This window comes from Pseudarthrobacter sp. TE9888 (assembly GCF_056279345.1).
Genome location: NZ_JBWBRD010000002.1, coordinates 736286 through 752369 on the forward strand (window position 1 = coordinate 736286; position 16084 = coordinate 752369).

The window sequence follows — 16084 nt, forward strand, 5'->3', positions numbered from 1 at the left end:
TGCAACGATGCAACCCGGGGTCAGATCCGACCCCGGGATGCATCCTGCCAAGCGGAAGTGTGACCTGCCGCCGGCCTAGGTCGGAACGTGGTCCAACCTACGCACCAGCCCCGCTTCCTTCAGCCCCAGGTAGATCCGGTCACGCGCGATGGGCAGTGACGCGAACCGCACTCCTGTCGCGTTCCGGATGGCGTTGGCAAGCGCCGGAGCTACCGGGTTAAAGGGGCTTTCGCTCATGGATTTCGCCCCCAGTGGCCCTACCTTGTCATTGGTGTCCGCGAAGTACACCTCGCTGCGCGGCACGTCCGCGAACGTAGGAATGTGGTAGTGCCGCAGGATGTCCGTGGTGACCTTCCCGGCGTCGTCCACCACCACTTCCTCATACAGCGTGGCCCCCAGGGCCTGGGCGATTCCGCCTTCAATCTGTCCACGGCACTGGCGGGGGTTGACCACCACCCCGGCGTCGGCGGCCTGCACGCTTTGCAGGATCTTCAGCTCGCCGGTGCAGCGGTTCACCGCCACCCGGAAGCCGTGCACATTGAAGGCTACCGAGCGCGGCGTACCGCCCCAGCGGCCTTCGGCGGCGAGTTCGACGCCGGCTTCCGCGGCGGCCTGCGCCAGTTCAGCCAGTGCCACGGGGGTTCCGTCGACCACCAAGGCGTCGCCGTCCAGGACGCACGCGGACGCCTGGGTTTGCCGGATCCCGGCGGCAAAGGCGCGGATCCGGACAGCCAGCTCTTCCGCCGCTGCCAGGGTCGCCTTGCCGGCCACCACGGTGCCCGCGGAGCCGAACGCACCGGTATCGTGCTCCACCAGGTCGGTGTCGGACTGCCGGACCGCCACCCTGGATGCCTCCGTGGACAGCGCCGTGGCCGCGAGCTGGGCGTGCACGGTGGTGGTGCCGTTGCCGAACTCGGCGGTCCCGACGTCGGCCTGGTAGGTCCCGTCCGGCAGGAGCCGGACGTGGGAGTGGGCAAAGTGGCCGCGCGGCGGGACGGTGTCGATCATGGACAGGGCGGCGCCTTCACCCACCATCCAGTCGGGGCCAAGATCGGCCAGGCCGGCCTCCCGGTAGCGTGGCTTGCCGCGGTCCAGGGCGTCCCGGACCAGGTCAAGGCATTGGTCCAGTCCGTAGCTGCCGTAGTGGACGTCCTCTTCCGGATCCGGCCGGGTGGACAGCATGTGGTCGCCCTCGCGGACCATGTTCCGGCGCCGGAATTCCAGTGGATCCATGCCGATCCCGGCGGCGAGCTCGTCCATGGCGGACTCGATGGCGAAGATCATCTGGCTCAGCCCGTACCCGCGGAATGCGCCGGACGGCACGGTGTTGGTGTAGACCGAATGCGCGTCCACTTTTTTGTTGGCACAGTTGTACACGGCCAGCGATTCGCCGCAGCCATGGAACATGACGCCCGGTCCGTGGTTGCCGTAGGCGCCGGTGTTGGTCACGACGTCCAACTCAAGCGCGGTCAGCCGCCCTTCCCTGCTGGCCCCGGCTTTCAGCTTGATGGTGAACGGATGCCGGGTGGTGGTGGCGCTGAACTGCTCGGTGCGGGTCAGTTCCAGCTGGACCGGACGCTGCAGCTTCAGGGCCGCGAGCGCCACGAGGTCCTCGGTGAGGACTTCCTGCTTGCCGCCAAATCCACCGCCGACGCGGCCGGCCACCACATGCACCTTGTCTTCCGGGAGGCCGAATACCCGGCACAGTGTCCGGCGGACCAGGAACGGGACCTGGCTGGACGTGCGGACCTGAAGCCGGCCTTCGTCATCCACCGAGGCGATGGCCGCGTGCGTTTCCAGCGCCACGTGCTGCACCCGCTGGGTCTGGTAGGTCTGTTCATGAATGAAATCTGCGGCGGCGAACCCGCTGGCCACGCTGCCCAGCTCCGAGTGCAGTTCGGCCACCACGTTGCCGTCCGGCCGGGCAATGCGGGACGCGCTGCCGTCCTTTTTTCCATGGACCAACGGCGCGCCGGGACGCAGGGCCTCCTGCGGCGAGAAGACGGCGGGCAGTTCGTGGTATTCCACCTGGAGCGCCCGCACCCCGGCTTCCGCGGCGCCCACCGACTCGGCGACGACGGCGGCCACCCGCTGCCCGATGAACCGCACCACGTCGTCCAGCACCCGCGTATCGTCCGGGTCATCGGTGAAGAGCTCGTGCTGGGCGGTGGAGAACAGCTGCTCCGGCGCGTCCTCATGGGTGAAGACCGCCACCACCCCCGGAATCTTCAGGGCTGCTTCCGTATCAATGGAGACCACCCGGGCGTGCGCGTGCGGCGAGCGCAGGATCTTCAGGTGCAGCAGCGCCCGCTGCTGGTCGCTTGGGAGGTCCAGGGTGTAGCGGGCCGCCCCGGTGACCACTGCCCGGCTGGCAGGTGCCGGAACGTCGTCGCCCAAGCGTCCGGGCTCCGGGTCAGGCTGCCCCTCCCCCGCGATCCCGGACCCCGGGCCGGCGGGGTCGGGGTGGCCGGCATTCCCGCAGACCGCATCGGCGATGGCACGGTAGCCGGTGCAGCGGCAAAGGTTGCCCTTCAGGTTGCGGGGCAGGTTCTCCTTTTGGTTCTCATCGAACGTCGCTGCAGTCATCACCATGCCTGCGGTGCAGAAGCCGCACTGGAAGCCCTGGCGTTCCATGAACTGGTGCTGGACCGGATGCAGCTGCCCCTCGGGACCGCCGGCGGCGGCTGCCAGCCCCTCGATGGTGGTGACCGAGTGCCCCTCGGCGCGGACGGCGGGATAGATGCAGCTGTGGACCGGGGTCCCGTCCACGTGCACGGTGCAGGCACCGCAGTCCCCGCCGTCGCAGCCCTTCTTCACACCCGTGTTGCCCTGCTCGCGCAGGAACGTCCGCAGGCATTGCCCCGGACGTGGGTCCGCGCCGGCAGGTGTTCCGTTGATCTCGATGGCCATGCTCAGGCCCCTTTCGGCAGTGTGATGGTCCCGGCGGCCAGCCCATCGCCGGCCCGGGGCGGCCAGAAGTCGCCGGAGACAGGGATACCCTGGGCGTCCGCGGGAGCGGCGAGTTCTGCGCGGATTTCCTCGGCCAGCCGGTACGTCATGTCGCGGCGCCAGGCAGGCAGCCCATGGATGTCGTCGTGGTAGAGCCCGGCGGGGATGGCGTCGTCCAGGGCGGCGGCCAGCCGGTCCGCGTCCGGCACTTCCTCAAAGCGCAGCTGGACCGGCCGCTTGGTGGCGGCGGTGACCGTCAGGGTTAGGGAGGAGTCGCCGTCGAGCCGTCCGATGAGCAGCACCCCGGACCGGCCCAGGTTGCTCAGGGACAGGCGCCGGAAGGCTACGCGGGCGGAAAGGGCCGACGCCGGCAGGTGGACGCTGCGCAGCAGCTCGCCGGGTGCCAGGCAGTTTTTCGCGTCCCCCGTGACGAACTCCGCCACGGGGACGGTGCGCGTACCGCCGCCGGGCGTGAGGATGGCGGCTGTACCGTCCAGCCCGGCGCACAGCGAGATGATGGGGCCGGCGGGCAGCGAGGTGCAGAGGTTGCCGCCCACGGTGGACATGTTCCACACCTTGAAGGACGCCACGAAGGAATCGCAGCACGCACGGACCAGGTCCAGCCCTTGCCACGTGCGGCCGGCCACCTCCGGGGAGCCAGGCAGGGCGTACAGCTGCGCGATGGTGCAGGTTGCTGCCAGCTCAATCCCGTCTCCGGTGACGGTGATGGGCGTCCAGCCGGCGTCGCCGAGGTCCAGCAGCCGCTTGAGCGGCTGCGGGCCAAACGCGTAGCTGCCGTAGGAGAAGAGGACCGTGCCGCCGGCAAGCCAGGCGTCGCCGTCGCGCCATTGTGCGGGGTCGGTGGTGCGGACCACCGCCTCGATGGTGTTCATGTCCATGCGATCTCCTGCGTATTAAGGTCTGTGGGCGCCGGGGCAGCCGGGTGGTGATGGATGGTGCCGGAGGTTTCCCGCAGCGGCTGGCAGCTGGCTGCGCGGGTGCGGGCGGCGATCAGTTCCGCGGTGACGGATACCGCCACTTCGGCGGGAGTGACCGCACCGAGGTCAAGGCCGATGGGTGAGTGGAGCTGGGCGATCCGTTCCGGCGCGACGCCCGCGTTGAGGAGCTGCTCAACCCGTTGGAGGTGGCTCCGCCGGGACCCCATGGCGCCAACGTAGGCGAGGTCCAGGGCCAACGCCGTTTCCAGCAGGGGGAGGTCGAACTTGGGGTCATGGGTGAGGACGGCGGCCACGGTGCGGCTGTCCGTCCGGGCCGCCGCCGCTTCCGCTGCCAGGTAGCGGTGCGGCCAGTCGGTGACCACCTGGTCGGCGGCCGCGAACCGTGGCTGCGACGCGAAGGCCGGCCGGGCGTCAACGAGGGTCACGTGGTACCCCAGCAGCTTGGCGGCCGGGACCAGGGCGGCACCGAAGTCGTTGGCGCCGAATACCAGCATCCGCGGCGGCGCCAGCCTGGACTCCACCAGGATGGCCGGCTCCGCGGCAGGGTGCGCGTCGCCGGACTTGGCCGGAGCGCATTCGCCCGGCTGCGGGAGCCGTACCAGCCCGGCACCGCCGCTGCGCACCAGGGATTCCACCTGCAGGGCCGGTTCCCCATGCAGCAGCCCTGTCAGCTCCGAAGATGCCGCCAGGCGGAAGGCGCCCGGATCGGAGAGGACGACGGCGGCACCTCCTGGAGTACCGAGCAGCCGTACCAGCGCCACGGGGTGGGCCGGGCCCAGGCCGGCGAGCTGCAGCAGGGCGGCCCGGAGCGGGTGCGGGGTTTCGCCAGGCACGGCGGCGGGTACGGGCTGGATCTGGATGCCCAGTTCTCCCCCGCAGGTGAGTCCGGCCGCGAAGGCATCTGCGGAACTGAAGCCAAAGGTCCCGTGGCGCGGGACGCCGTCGTCCATTGCCTCCCGGGCGAGCGCCACCACGGCGCCTTCCACGCAGCCGCCGGAGAGGCTGCCCAGTACGTCACCGGAACCGGCGACCAGCATGGATGTCCCCACGGGCCGCGGCACCGATCCGGAGGCCGCCACGATGGTGGCCACGGCGAACTCCCGGGCTGCGAGCCGGGGTACCCACGGGCCGAGCGAAGGGATCAGGTCAAGCATGGCGTCGCTCCTTCTTCCGCAGCGGTGGTGTCAATTGTCGGTCCTTCCGGGGGCCGGGCCAAGGGTTGCCCCGGCCCCCGGAAAGAATGGTCAATGCTTAGCTGCCCAACAGGGCGTTGATGGGCCCGCGGGCGAAGTACACCAGGAACCCGGCGCTCACCACCCACATCAGCGGATGGATCTTCTTCGCCTTGCCCGACGCCGCCCCGATCACCGCCCAGCTGACGAAACCCACCCCGATGCCGTTGGCGATCGAGTAGCTCAGCGGCATGGTGACGATGGTGAGGAAGGCCGGCAGGGCCACCGTGAACTTGGTGAACTTGATCTCGCGGATCTGGGCCATCATCATGGCGCCCACCACCACCAGCGCGGCGGCAGCCACCTCCAGCGGCACCACGCTGGTGAGCGGGGTGAGGAACATCGAGCCGAGGAACAGCACGCCGGTGACCACCGACGCCAGGCCCGTGCGCGCACCTTCACCGATGCCTGCGGCCGAGTCGATGTAGACGGTGTTGGAGGATCCCGAGGTGGCCCCGCCTGCCACGGCACCGAAGCCTTCCACGATGAACGCGGACTTCAGCCGTGGGAAGGTGCCGTCCTTGTGGGCGACGCCGGCGCTTTTGGCCAGGCCGGTCATGGTGCCCATGGCGTCGAAGAAGTTGGTGAACACCAGCGTGAACACCAGCATGGTGGCTGCGAGTCCCCCGATCCTGGCGAAGGACCCGAAGAGGTCGAAGTGGCCCACCAGCCCAAGGTCCGGCGCCGACACCAGCTGGCCGGACAGGACCGGGGTGTTCAAGTGCCAGCCACCGGGGTTGGCGGCACTGGCGGGGCCGAGCTTCATGATTGCTTCCACGACGGCGGCCAGCACGGTGGTGCCGACGATCCCGATCAGGAGTCCGCCCTGGACCTTGCGTGCCACGAGGATGCCCATGGCCAGGAGGCCGACGACGAACACGAGCGTGGGCACGGAAGTGATGGAGCCGCCGTCGCCCAGTTGAACGGGCGGGCCGCCTGCCGTAGGCCTGACGAAACCGGAGTCAACGAAACCGATGAAGGCGATGAAGAGGCCGATGCCGACGGTGATGGCGGCCTTCAGTTCCTTGGGCACGGCCCGGAAAATGGCCGTCCGGGCGCCGGTAACGCCGAAGAGCACGATCAGGATGCCATTGATGACCACCAGGCCCATGGCTTCGGCCCAGGTGACCTCATGGATCACCGAGACGGCCAGGAAGGAGTTGATCCCGAGGCCGGCAGCGAGGCCGAACGGCAGGTTGGCGATGAGGCCGAAGAGGATGGTCATGACGCCGGCGGTGAGGCCGGTGACGGCACCCACCTGGGACGCGGAGAGCCAGCCGCCGGCCACATCGGTGGGTGCGTTGTCCGCGCTGAACCCGCCCAGGATGAGGGGGTTCAGGATGACGATGTACGCCATGGTGAAGAAGGTGACCAGGCCGCCCCGGAATTCGCGGGCCAGGGTGGAGCCGCGTCGGGTGATGTGGAAGAAGCGGTCAAGGAAGGAGTCCGCTGCAGGCGGGCGGGGCGTCTTTGACGCCTGCGCCAATGGGCGCGGCTCCTGCCGGGAGATGGCGGTTGGAGCCGAATGCTCCTCGTGGGAATGGTCCAGGATGGTCATTCCTGCCGCCTAGTAATCAATCCTGGATTCGAGCGTGTTCCAGGTATTGAACGGTTCCAGCGGGGCCGGGGCCTGGGGATCGACCAGCTCCAGCTTGGCGACCGGCATCAGGGAATCCCTGTCCTTGTTGTCGAAGTATTCGTAGAAGACTGCGTCGTCGAAGCCGACGGAGGCGGCGTCGTGCCGGTTCGCGGCGAAGACCACGCGTTCCACCCGTGCCCACAGTGCCGAGGCCAGGCACATGGGGCACGGCTCGCAGCTGGTGTAGAGGGTAGCGCCGCTGAGGTCGAAGGTGCCCAGCTCGCGGCAGGCGGTGCGGATGGCGGTAACTTCGGCGTGGGCGGTGGGGTCGTTGTCCGCGGTGACGCGGTTGACGCCGTCGAACGCCTGCCCGTCCGCCATGACGATCATGGCGCCGAAGGGGCCGCCGCTGTTGAGGACGTTGGCCGTTGCCAGCCGGATGGAGCGGGCCAAAAACTGTTCGGCCGTACGGTGGTACTCATGATGCGACTTCCTTTTGCCGGGAAGCCTGTTGCCGTGCAGGACCAGTAAAACCAGGTGCGAACGGTTACCAGGCTTCAGCATGTGCTGTGAAGGTTAAGTTGCGCCTGGTAGATAGCTTCCCGGGTTTGGGTGCCCGCCTTTGGCAGAATCGAGATTAGCACCGGTTTGTGGGCCACGCCATACTTTTCTGGAAAATTTATTTCGCAATGTGAAATCGATGTTTCCAAGGCTTCACCCGGCACCCTTTCCAGCGTGGTCGCCGGGTCCCACAGGGCTGACGCGCAAAAGCCCAACTGCTAGCGTGACGGAATGACTCCGTCAAAGACGCCGGCCGAGGTCCTGGAAATCGAAGGCAATGAAGTCCGGATCTCGAGCCCGGACAAGATGGTATTCCCGGAGGCGGGCCTGACCAAGCTTGACCTGGTGCGGTACTACCTGGCGGTCTCGGAGGGGGCACTGCGCGGCGCCGGCGGCCGCCCCATGGTGCTCAAGAGGTTCCCCAAGGGCATCGACGCAGAACCGTTCTTCCAGAAGCGCGTGCCGGAAAACCACCCTCCCTTCATCGATACCACCACCCTGCATTACGCGTCAGGGACTTCGGCCGAGGAGGCGGTGATCAGGGATGCTGCAGGACTTGCCTGGGTGGTCAATCTGGGCTGCCTTGATTTGAACCCCCACCCAGTCCGGGCAGAAGACCTTGAACACCCGGACGAGCTGAGGGTGGACCTTGATCCCATGCCCGGCGTGGACTGGGCGCAAATCGTCGACGTCGCCTACGTGGCGCAGGAGGTCCTTGCCGATGCGGGACTGGTGGGATGGCCCAAGACCAGCGGGTCCCGCGGCCTGCACATCCTGGTCCGCATCGCCCCGGAGTGGTCGTACCCGGATGTACGGCTGGCGGCTGAGACCCTTGCGAGGGAAGTGGAGAACCGAGCACCCGGCCTGGCAACGGCACGCTGGTGGAAGGAGGAACGCGGCGAGAGCGTGTTCGTGGACTTCAACCAGAACGCCAAGGACCGCACGGTCGCATCCGCCTACTCGGTCAGGCCCCTGCCGGACGCCCGCGTGTCCACTCCACTGACCTGGGAGGAGATGCGCACCGCCCGCCCCGGACAGTTCACTGTTGCCACGGTCACGGAGCGGTATGCGGGGATCGGCGACCCGCACGCCGGCATAGACGGGGCGGTGGGGTCGCTGGACGGGCTGCTTGCGCTGGCAAAGGAACTGGGGCCAGCGGAAAAGGCTCCGCGCAGCGGCAACGGATCCGGCCGCCGGCAGTCCCGGATGCCGCTCATCGAGGTGGCCCGGACCAGGACCAAGCCCGAAGCGCTGGCCGCGCTCGACGAATGGAAGTCCCGGCATGCCGCCGTCGTCCATTCCCTGCAGCCGGCCGACATCCTGGTAGACGGGATGCGTGGATCAAGCTCGCTCTGGTACCGGGTGCGGGTGAACCTGCAGCATGTTCCCGAGGCCGACCGGCCACAGCAGGAGGAGCTCATCGCGGACTACGACCCTTGGGCCGGAAAGCAATGGCCGGGCCGCACCGGTTCCTGAGCGGCGGACCCTCAGCCTTGGGGCCGGCTTTTGGACCCGCCCGCTGCCGGGGTACGCAATGACTGCACCCACCTGGACAGGCGGCCCGTGAGACGCAGGCGGTCCTCTGGCAGATAGAGGTCGGGGTCGACTCCGCCGCCGAGCGGGAGGTAGAACTCCTGCGCACCCGCTCCTGCGGACGGCGCTGCCGGCATGGGCTGGTTTTCCTGCTGGAACATCGGAACCTCATCTTTTCGTAATGTGGAAATTTGTTTTTGCTATATGAAAAGGCTAGGGCTGCCGGCCAATCCCGTCAATAGGTGCAGGACGGACCGCGGGCATCCCGCCGGTCACAAACGGAATTTTGATTCTGTGATGTACACCACCGCAGAGTCGGGGTACGCTGTTATGCAACTCGTGGCGCAGGTCACGTAACCTGGGAGCAGCAGGCAGGGTCGTAATGAGCTGGCATCAACGGATGCCGGCTCTTTTTTTGTTGGGTCGGCTCCATCGGAAACGCGCATGAAACGCGCGCTTAATTTCAGTGATGGAACCTAGGTTCCACTTACCGGAAGTTGGGAAAAGACCATGAGCAGCAAGATCATTCTCGGCAGCAACCAGTTCGGCAAGGCCGAGGTCCGGGTCGTCAAGATCACCCGAGACACGGACCGCCACCAGATTGAAGACCTCAATGTCACCTCGCAGCTGCGCGGCGACTTCGAGGCCGCCCACCTGGAGGGCGACAACAGCCACGTTGTGCCCACCGACACCCAGAAGAACACCGTCTACGCCTTCGCCCGCGAGGGCATCGGTTCCCCGGAAGCCTTCCTGCTTCGCCTCGGCGAGCACTTCACCTCGAGCTTCAGCTGGGTTGATGGCGGCCGCTGGGAAGCTGAGTCCTACAGCTGGAACCGCATCCAGGCCCATGGCAGCGAACACGACCACTCGTTCGTCCGCAACGGCCAGGAAGTCCGCACGGCAGTGCTGGTCCGCGACGGCGCTGCCGAGCACCTTATCTCCGGGCTGAAGGACCTGACCGTCCTGAAGTCCACCCAGTCCGGCTTCGTCGGGTACCCCAAGGACAAGTACACCACCCTGGCGGAAACCACAGACCGCATCCTTGCCACCGACGTCTCCGCCCGCTGGCGGTTCAAGGCCGGCACCGACTTCACATCGTTTGATTTCAACAAGAACTACGACGACGTGAAGAGCCTGCTGCTCGAAGGCTTCACCGAAAACTACTCACACGCCCTGCAGCAGACGCTGTTCGACATGGGAACCAAGGTCCTCGAGGCCCACCCCGAGATCGACGAAATCAAGTTCTCCATGCCCAACAAGCACCACTTCCTTGTGGACCTTTCGCCGTTCGGCCTGGACAACCCCAACGAGGTCTTCTTCGCGGCGGACCGTCCCTACGGCCTGATCGAGGCCACGGTCCTGCGCGAAGAGGCCGTCCCCGCCGAGAACGCGTGGACCGGTATCGCCGGCTTCTGCTGAGCCAACGCGGGTGGCCGGCCCCGCCGCGACCGAGGTTTCGGCGGCCCGGCCACCCGCAACCCGCATTTCCTGCACCAAAAAACGCAGTTCCGTAAAACCGCAGTAGCCCTAAAACTTCGACGTTAGCCAGACAAAGTTAGCCAGACGAAGACGTCTGCCATGAACCAGGAAAGTCTGCCATGAACATCAAGAACGCCCCGTCCCCCGGTACGAACAAGACCGCCGGCGACTCCAAGAAACGGACCAAGCGCCCCACAGCGGGACGCCCCGAAGACGAAAGGCTGTCAATAGGCAGCAGCTTTGCCTACGGGTTCCAGCACGTGCTGACCATGTACGGCGGCATGATCGCGGTCCCGCTAATCATCGGGCAGGCAGCAGGACTCGCCCCGGCCGACATCGGCATCCTCGTAACCGCAGCCCTCTTCATGGGCGGTTTGGCTACCCTCATCCAAACCCTTGGCCTCCCGTTCTTCGGCTCACAGCTGCCGCTGGTCCAGGGTGTTTCCTTCGCCAGCGTGGCCACCATGCTCTCGATCGTCACCAGCGGAGGCGGGCTGCCCGCCGTGTTTGGCGCCATCATCGTCTCCGCCGCCATCGGCCTGCTCATCGCTCCGGTCTTCTCCAAGATCATCCGGTTCTTCCCGCCAGTGGTCACGGGGACTGTCATTACCACCATCGGGCTGACACTGCTGCCCGTTGCTGCCAACTGGGCCATGGGCGGCAACAGCAAGGCGCCCACCTATGGCAGTACCGCCAACATCGGCCTTGCTGCGGTCACCCTGGCCCTGGTCCTGGTCCTGAGCAAGGTGGGCAACGCCACCCTTTCCCGGCTCTCCATCCTGCTCGCCATGGTTGGCGGAACCATCGTGGCTGCCGCAACAGGCATGGCCGATTTCTCCAAGATCGGCGACGGTCCGATCGCAGCATTCCCCACCCCCTTCCACCTGGGCGCACCCACTTTTGAAATCGCCGCGATCATCTCCATGGTGATCGTCATCCTGGTCATCATGACCGAAACCATGGCCGACATCCTTGCCGTGGGTGAAATTGTGGGCACGAAGGTCGACTCCAAGCGCATCGCCGCAGGGCTTCGGGCGGACATGGTCTCCACGCTCGTGGCACCCGTCTTCGGTTCCTTCCCGCAAACCGCATTCGCCCAGAATGTTGGCCTGGTGGCAGTCACCAAGATCAAGAGCCGCTATGTTGTGGCTGCCGGCGGCGTGATTCTGGTCCTGCTGGGCCTGCTCCCGGTGCTGGGCCGCGTCGTCGCCGCCGTGCCCACCGCCGTTCTGGGCGGCGCAGGCATCGTTCTCTTCGGAACCGTTGCTGCCAGTGGCATCCGAACCCTCGCCAAGGTGGAATACCGCAACAATATGAACCTGATCATCGTGGCCGCCTCGCTGGGCTTCGGCATGATCCCGATCGTGGCCCCTACCTTCTACGACAAGTTCCCCTCCTGGTTCAGCACCATTTTCCACTCCGGCATCAGCTCCGCAGCTGTCATGGCCATTGTGCTGAACCTGCTGTTCAACCATCTCAAGGCGGGCAATTCAGAGAACCAGTCCGTTTTCGTCGCCGGCACCGGCCGCGTCGTCCGGCAGGAGGACCTGCAATGCCTTGAGCACGGCGACCGGTTCGAGGACGGCAAGCTCATCGACTGCGACGGCAAGGAAGTCCCCATCCAGTCATCCGAAAAGGCGTCAGAGCACTGACCTTCCCCGGGTGCCACGACGGCGGCCCGCACCTTTCGCGAAAGGTGCGGGCCGCCGTCGTGGTTGTCAGTGAAGAGGGGACCTTAGGTGCGGTTGAGCTCGCGGGAGATGGCCTCGGCCGCTTCCCGAAGGATGGGCACGGCTTTGTCCGCGAAGTTCCCGTCCACCCGGGACACCGGGCCGGAAACGGAAATGGCCGTAGGCGTCGGCGCGTTGGGGACCGCCATGGCAAAGCAGCGGACGCCGAGTTCCTGCTCTTCCTCGTCAATGGAGTAGCCCCGCTCACGGATGAGCTTGAGGTCGGCCAGGAGTTCCTCCACGTCGCCGATGCTCTTCGCAGTGGGGGTGGGCATGCCGGCGCGGGCAACGATGCCCCGCACGGTGTCGTCGTCGAGCTGGGCCAGGATGGCCTTGCCGACGCCGGTGGCGTGGGTGTGGGCGCGCCGGCCCACCTCAGTGAACATGCGCATGGAGTGCAGCGAGGGCACCTGGGCGACGTAGATCACCATGTCCGAGTCCAGCACGGCCATGTTGGACGTCTCTCCCAGCCGGTCCACCAGGATCTTCAGCTGGGGCTGCGCCAGGGCACCGAGCTGCTTGTTGGCGCCCTCGCCCAAACGGATGAGCCGGGGGCCCAGGGCGTAGCGCCGGTTGGGCAGCTGGCGGATGTAGCCCAGCGACACCAGGGTGCGGAGCAGGCGGTGGATGGTGGGCAACGGCAGGTCGGTGGAAGACGAGAGCTCGCTGAGGGTGACGTCGCCGCCGGCATCAGTGATGAGCTCCAGCAGTTCGAAGACGCGCTCCACCGACTGCACCCCACCGGACGCTTTTTCTGCCATTCCGTTGTCTCCTGTGGCTCGGAATCCGACAACTCTTATCCGCATCGTGAAAAGAGTTGCTTAGAACACCCAAGATACAGCACGGCAGTACCAGCCGCGACGCGGTCCCCCAGTCGCATTCGGAGGGCTTGTATTTCCATAAAGTAGATAATAATATCCATAATACGAAAACATTCGGATTAGAGCAGAAGCCGGACAAGGCCTAAACAGGAGGACATTCAATGGCGAACCCCAGCCCCGGAAATTCGATCACCCTGCGCGTGGAAGCACCCTCGAGCTTCAGCGCCACCAGCGAGCTCGCCGCGGCCGTCGGAGCTGCCGGCGCCGCCATCACCGCCCTCGACGTCACCGAGTCCCACCACGAAACGCTGGTTGTCGACGTCACCTGCAACACCACCGACGACGCCCACGCAGCACGCGTCAAGGACGCCCTCAACGCGCTCGACGGCGTGACCGTCCAGCACGTCTCGGACCGCACTTTCCTGATGCACCTCGGCGGCAAGCTCGAAGTCGTCCCCAAGGTCCCCCTGCGCAACCGGGACGATCTCTCCCGCGCCTACACCCCCGGCGTCGCCCGGGTGTGCCTGGCCATTGCCGAGGACCCCGCCGCCGCGCGCAACCTCACCGTCAAGCGCAACACCGTGGCCGTGGTCACCGACGGATCGGCGGTGCTGGGACTGGGCAACATCGGCCCCGCCGCCGCCCTCCCGGTCATGGAAGGCAAGGCCGCCCTGTTCAAGCAGTTCGCCAACGTCGACGCCTGGCCCGTCTGCCTGGACACCCAGGACACCGAGGAAATCATCCGCACCGTCAAGCTCCTGGCACCGGTCTTCGGCGGCGTGAACCTGGAAGACATCGCCGCGCCCCGCTGCTTCGAGATCGAGGCCCGCCTGCGCGAGGAACTGGACATCCCGGTCTTCCACGACGACCAGCACGGCACGGCGATCGTGACGCTCGCAGCCCTCGTCAACGCCCTGCGCGTGGTGGACAAGAAGATCGCGGACGTGAAGATCATGGTGTCCGGGGTCGGTGCCGCCGGCTCTGCCATCATCCAGCTGCTCAAGGCCCAGGGCGCCCGGCATATTGTGGCCGCGGGCCGCTCCGGCGCCATCCACAAGGGCGAGCAGTACAACGATCCGCACCGCACCTGGATCGCGGAAAACACGAATGAGGAGGGCTTCGCCGGCACCCTGCACCAGGCCCTGGTGGGCGCGGATGTCTTCATCGGCGTCTCCGCCCCCAACATCCTGGACGAGGAGCACATCGCCTCCATGGCAAAGGACGCCATCGTGTTCGCCATGGCCAACCCCACCCCCGAGGTGGACCCCGCCGTCGCGTCCCGGCACGCCGCCGTCGTGGCCACCGGCCGCAGCGACTTCCCCAACCAGATCAACAACGTCCTGGCTTTCCCCGGCCTCTTCCGCGGGCTCCTCGACGTGGGGGCAAGCGACATCACCCCGGAAATGCTGGTGGCCGCCGCGGAAGCAATCGCCAACCGGGTGAATGATAATGAGCTCAATGCGAGCTACATCATCCCGAGCATTTTCGACCCGCACGTGACCGCCGACGTCGCGGCAGCCGTTGCCGCCGCGGCACACGCTTCAAACGTGGCAACGGCTGCCGAACCGGCCGATTCCGCCGCGGAGCCAGCACTGGCTTCCGCCTGACCGCCCGACTCCCAGCCTAAGGAAAGGACCAGAAATGGCCATCACCGTCGCAGATCCCCGGCCGATCGACCGCGCAGAGGAGATCCTCACCCCCAAGGCGCTGGCCTTCGTGGAGGAGCTCCACAACCGGTTCGCCGGCACCCGCAACGAGCTCCTGGCAGCCCGTGCCGTCAAGCGCCAGCGGGTGGCGGAAACGGGCAAGCTCGATTTCCTGCCCGAGACCAAGGACGTGCGCGACGGCGACTGGAAGGTTGCGCCGGCACCGGACGCCCTGCAGGACCGCCGGGTGGAGATGACCGGCCCCGCCTCGCCGGCCAAGATGGCCATCAACGCCCTGAACTCCGGCGCCAAGGTGTGGCTGGCGGACCTGGAGGACGCCAGCACACCCACCTGGGCCAATGTCATCGACGCCATCCTGAACCTCCGCGACGCCGCCCAGGGCAGGCTCAGCTACACCTCGGAGGAAGGCAAGGAGTACCGGCTCCGCACCGACGCACCGCTCGCCGTCGTGGTGGCGCGCCCCCGCGGCTGGCACATGCAGGAGAAGCACCTGCTGGTGAACGGTGAACCGGCGGTTGGTGCCCTGGTGGACTTCGGCCTGCACTTCTTCCACATCGCCAAGCAGCTGGTCCTCAACGGGCAGGGCCCGTACTACTACCTGCCCAAGATGGAGAGCCACCTCGAAGCACGGCTCTGGAACGACGTGTTCGTGTTCGCGCAGGACTTCCTCGGCCTGAACCAGGGCACCATCCGCGCCACGGTGCTGATCGAAACCATCCCGGCCGCCTTCGAGATGGACGAAATCCTGTACGAACTGCGGGACCACGCCTCCGGCCTCAACGCCGGCCGCTGGGACTACCTGTTCAGCATCATCAAGTACTTCCGCGATGCCGGCGAGGAGTTCGTCCTGCCGGACCGCGCCTCCGTGGCAATGACCGCCCCCTTCATGCGCGCCTACACCGAGCTCCTGGTCAAGACCTGCCACCGGCGCGGCGCCTTCGCCATGGGCGGCATGGCCGCGGTGATCCCGAACCGGCGCCACCCCGAAGTCACCGAGGCCGCGTTCGAGAAGGTCCGCGCGGACAAGACCCGCGAGGCCAACGATGGCTTCGACGGCTCCTGGGTTGCCCACCCGGACCTGGTGCCCACCTGCCGCGAAGTCTTCGACTCCGTGCTCGGCGACAAGCCCAACCAGGTGGACAAGCAGCGCCCGGAGGTTTCGGTCACCGCAGAGCAGCTGCTGGACGTCCAGTCCGCCGGCGGGCAGGTCACCGAGGCCGGGCTGCGCCTGAACCTGTACGTGGCCGTCGCCTACACGGCGGTGTGGCTGTCCGGAAACGGCGCCGTGGCCATCCACAACCTGATGGAGGATGCCGCCACTGCGGAGATCTCCCGTTCCCAGGTGTGGCAGCAGATCCGCAACAAGTCCATCCTCGCGGATACGGGCAACACCGTGACCCGGGAACTGGTAGAACGGATCCTCGGCGAGGAAACGGACCGGCTCCGCACCGAATTCGGTGACGAGGCATTCCGCCGCTACTACCAGCCGGCCGGCGAACTCATCGCTGACATCTGCCTCTCGGACGATTACACCGATTTCCTCACCACGCCTGCCTACGAACTGGTGGGCTGAG

General features: G+C 66.7%; 12 protein-coding genes. 5 read left to right on the top strand and 7 right to left on the bottom strand.

Features of this window, described 5'->3' with window-relative positions:
• Positions 1–75: 75 nt before the first annotated feature.
• The 5 genes from ACZ9J7_RS04065 to ACZ9J7_RS04085 all read right to left on the bottom strand — a co-directional run bounded on the left by ACZ9J7_RS04065 (position 76) and on the right by ACZ9J7_RS04085 (position 7283).
• On the bottom strand, positions 76–2910 hold the full coding sequence (locus ACZ9J7_RS04065; RefSeq protein WP_476207222.1) for a molybdopterin-dependent oxidoreductase: 2835 nt from the start codon (positions 2908–2910) through the stop codon (positions 76–78).
• Positions 2911–2912: 2 nt separating this feature from the next.
• Positions 2913–3848 (bottom strand): FAD binding domain-containing protein, encoded by a 936-nt coding sequence (locus ACZ9J7_RS04070; RefSeq protein ID WP_476207224.1) that lies wholly within the window; start codon positions 3846–3848, stop codon positions 2913–2915.
• Complete coding sequence (locus ACZ9J7_RS04075) at positions 3839–5062, bottom strand: XdhC family protein (RefSeq protein ID WP_476207225.1); 1224 nt, start codon at positions 5060–5062, stop codon at positions 3839–3841. Before ACZ9J7_RS04075 ends, ACZ9J7_RS04070 begins: the two co-directional genes overlap by 10 nt.
• 97 nt (positions 5063–5159) lie before the next feature.
• Positions 5160–6698, bottom strand: coding sequence for an NCS2 family permease (locus ACZ9J7_RS04080; protein ID WP_476207227.1), 1539 nt, complete (start codon positions 6696–6698; stop codon positions 5160–5162).
• A gap of 9 nt (positions 6699–6707) precedes the next feature.
• Positions 6708–7283 carry a nucleoside deaminase gene (locus tag ACZ9J7_RS04085; protein WP_476207229.1) on the bottom strand — a complete coding sequence of 192 codons (576 nt, stop codon included), beginning with the start codon at positions 7281–7283 and terminating at the stop codon, positions 6708–6710.
• Positions 7284–7511: 228 nt separating this feature from the next.
• On the opposite strand from ACZ9J7_RS04085, the gene ligD reads away from it, so the two are divergent.
• On the top strand, positions 7512–8756 hold the full coding sequence (gene ligD, locus ACZ9J7_RS04090; RefSeq protein WP_476207231.1) for a non-homologous end-joining DNA ligase: 1245 nt from the start codon (positions 7512–7514) through the stop codon (positions 8754–8756).
• A gap of 11 nt (positions 8757–8767) precedes the next feature.
• Here ligD and ACZ9J7_RS04095 read toward each other — a convergent pair whose 3' ends face one another.
• Positions 8768–8974, bottom strand: a complete 207-nt coding sequence (locus ACZ9J7_RS04095; protein WP_476207233.1) for a hypothetical protein — start codon at positions 8972–8974, stop codon at positions 8768–8770.
• A 349-nt stretch (positions 8975–9323) separates the two neighbouring features.
• Here ACZ9J7_RS04095 and pucL point away from each other — a divergent pair, with 349 nt between their 5' ends.
• The gene (gene pucL, locus ACZ9J7_RS04100) at positions 9324–10232 is read left to right on the top strand and encodes a factor-independent urate hydroxylase (protein ID WP_476207235.1); all 909 of its coding nucleotides are present in this window, start codon (positions 9324–9326) and stop codon (positions 10230–10232) included.
• A 179-nt stretch (positions 10233–10411) separates the two neighbouring features.
• Entirely contained in the window at positions 10412–11944 is a 1533-nt protein-coding gene (locus tag ACZ9J7_RS04105; RefSeq protein WP_476207237.1) for a nucleobase:cation symporter-2 family protein, read from the top strand.
• Positions 11945–12027: 83 nt separating this feature from the next.
• Here ACZ9J7_RS04105 and ACZ9J7_RS04110 read toward each other — a convergent pair whose 3' ends face one another.
• Complete coding sequence (locus ACZ9J7_RS04110; RefSeq protein ID WP_141159335.1) at positions 12028–12783, bottom strand: IclR family transcriptional regulator; 756 nt, start codon at positions 12781–12783, stop codon at positions 12028–12030.
• A gap of 221 nt (positions 12784–13004) precedes the next feature.
• Here ACZ9J7_RS04110 and ACZ9J7_RS04115 point away from each other — a divergent pair, with 221 nt between their 5' ends.
• Positions 13005–14450, top strand: coding sequence for an NAD-dependent malic enzyme (locus tag ACZ9J7_RS04115; protein WP_476207240.1), 1446 nt, complete (start codon positions 13005–13007; stop codon positions 14448–14450).
• A gap of 34 nt (positions 14451–14484) precedes the next feature.
• Positions 14485–16083 (top strand): malate synthase A, encoded by a 1599-nt coding sequence (aceB, locus tag ACZ9J7_RS04120; RefSeq protein WP_476207242.1) that lies wholly within the window; start codon positions 14485–14487, stop codon positions 16081–16083.
• The last annotated feature ends 1 nt before the right edge of the window (position 16084 follow it).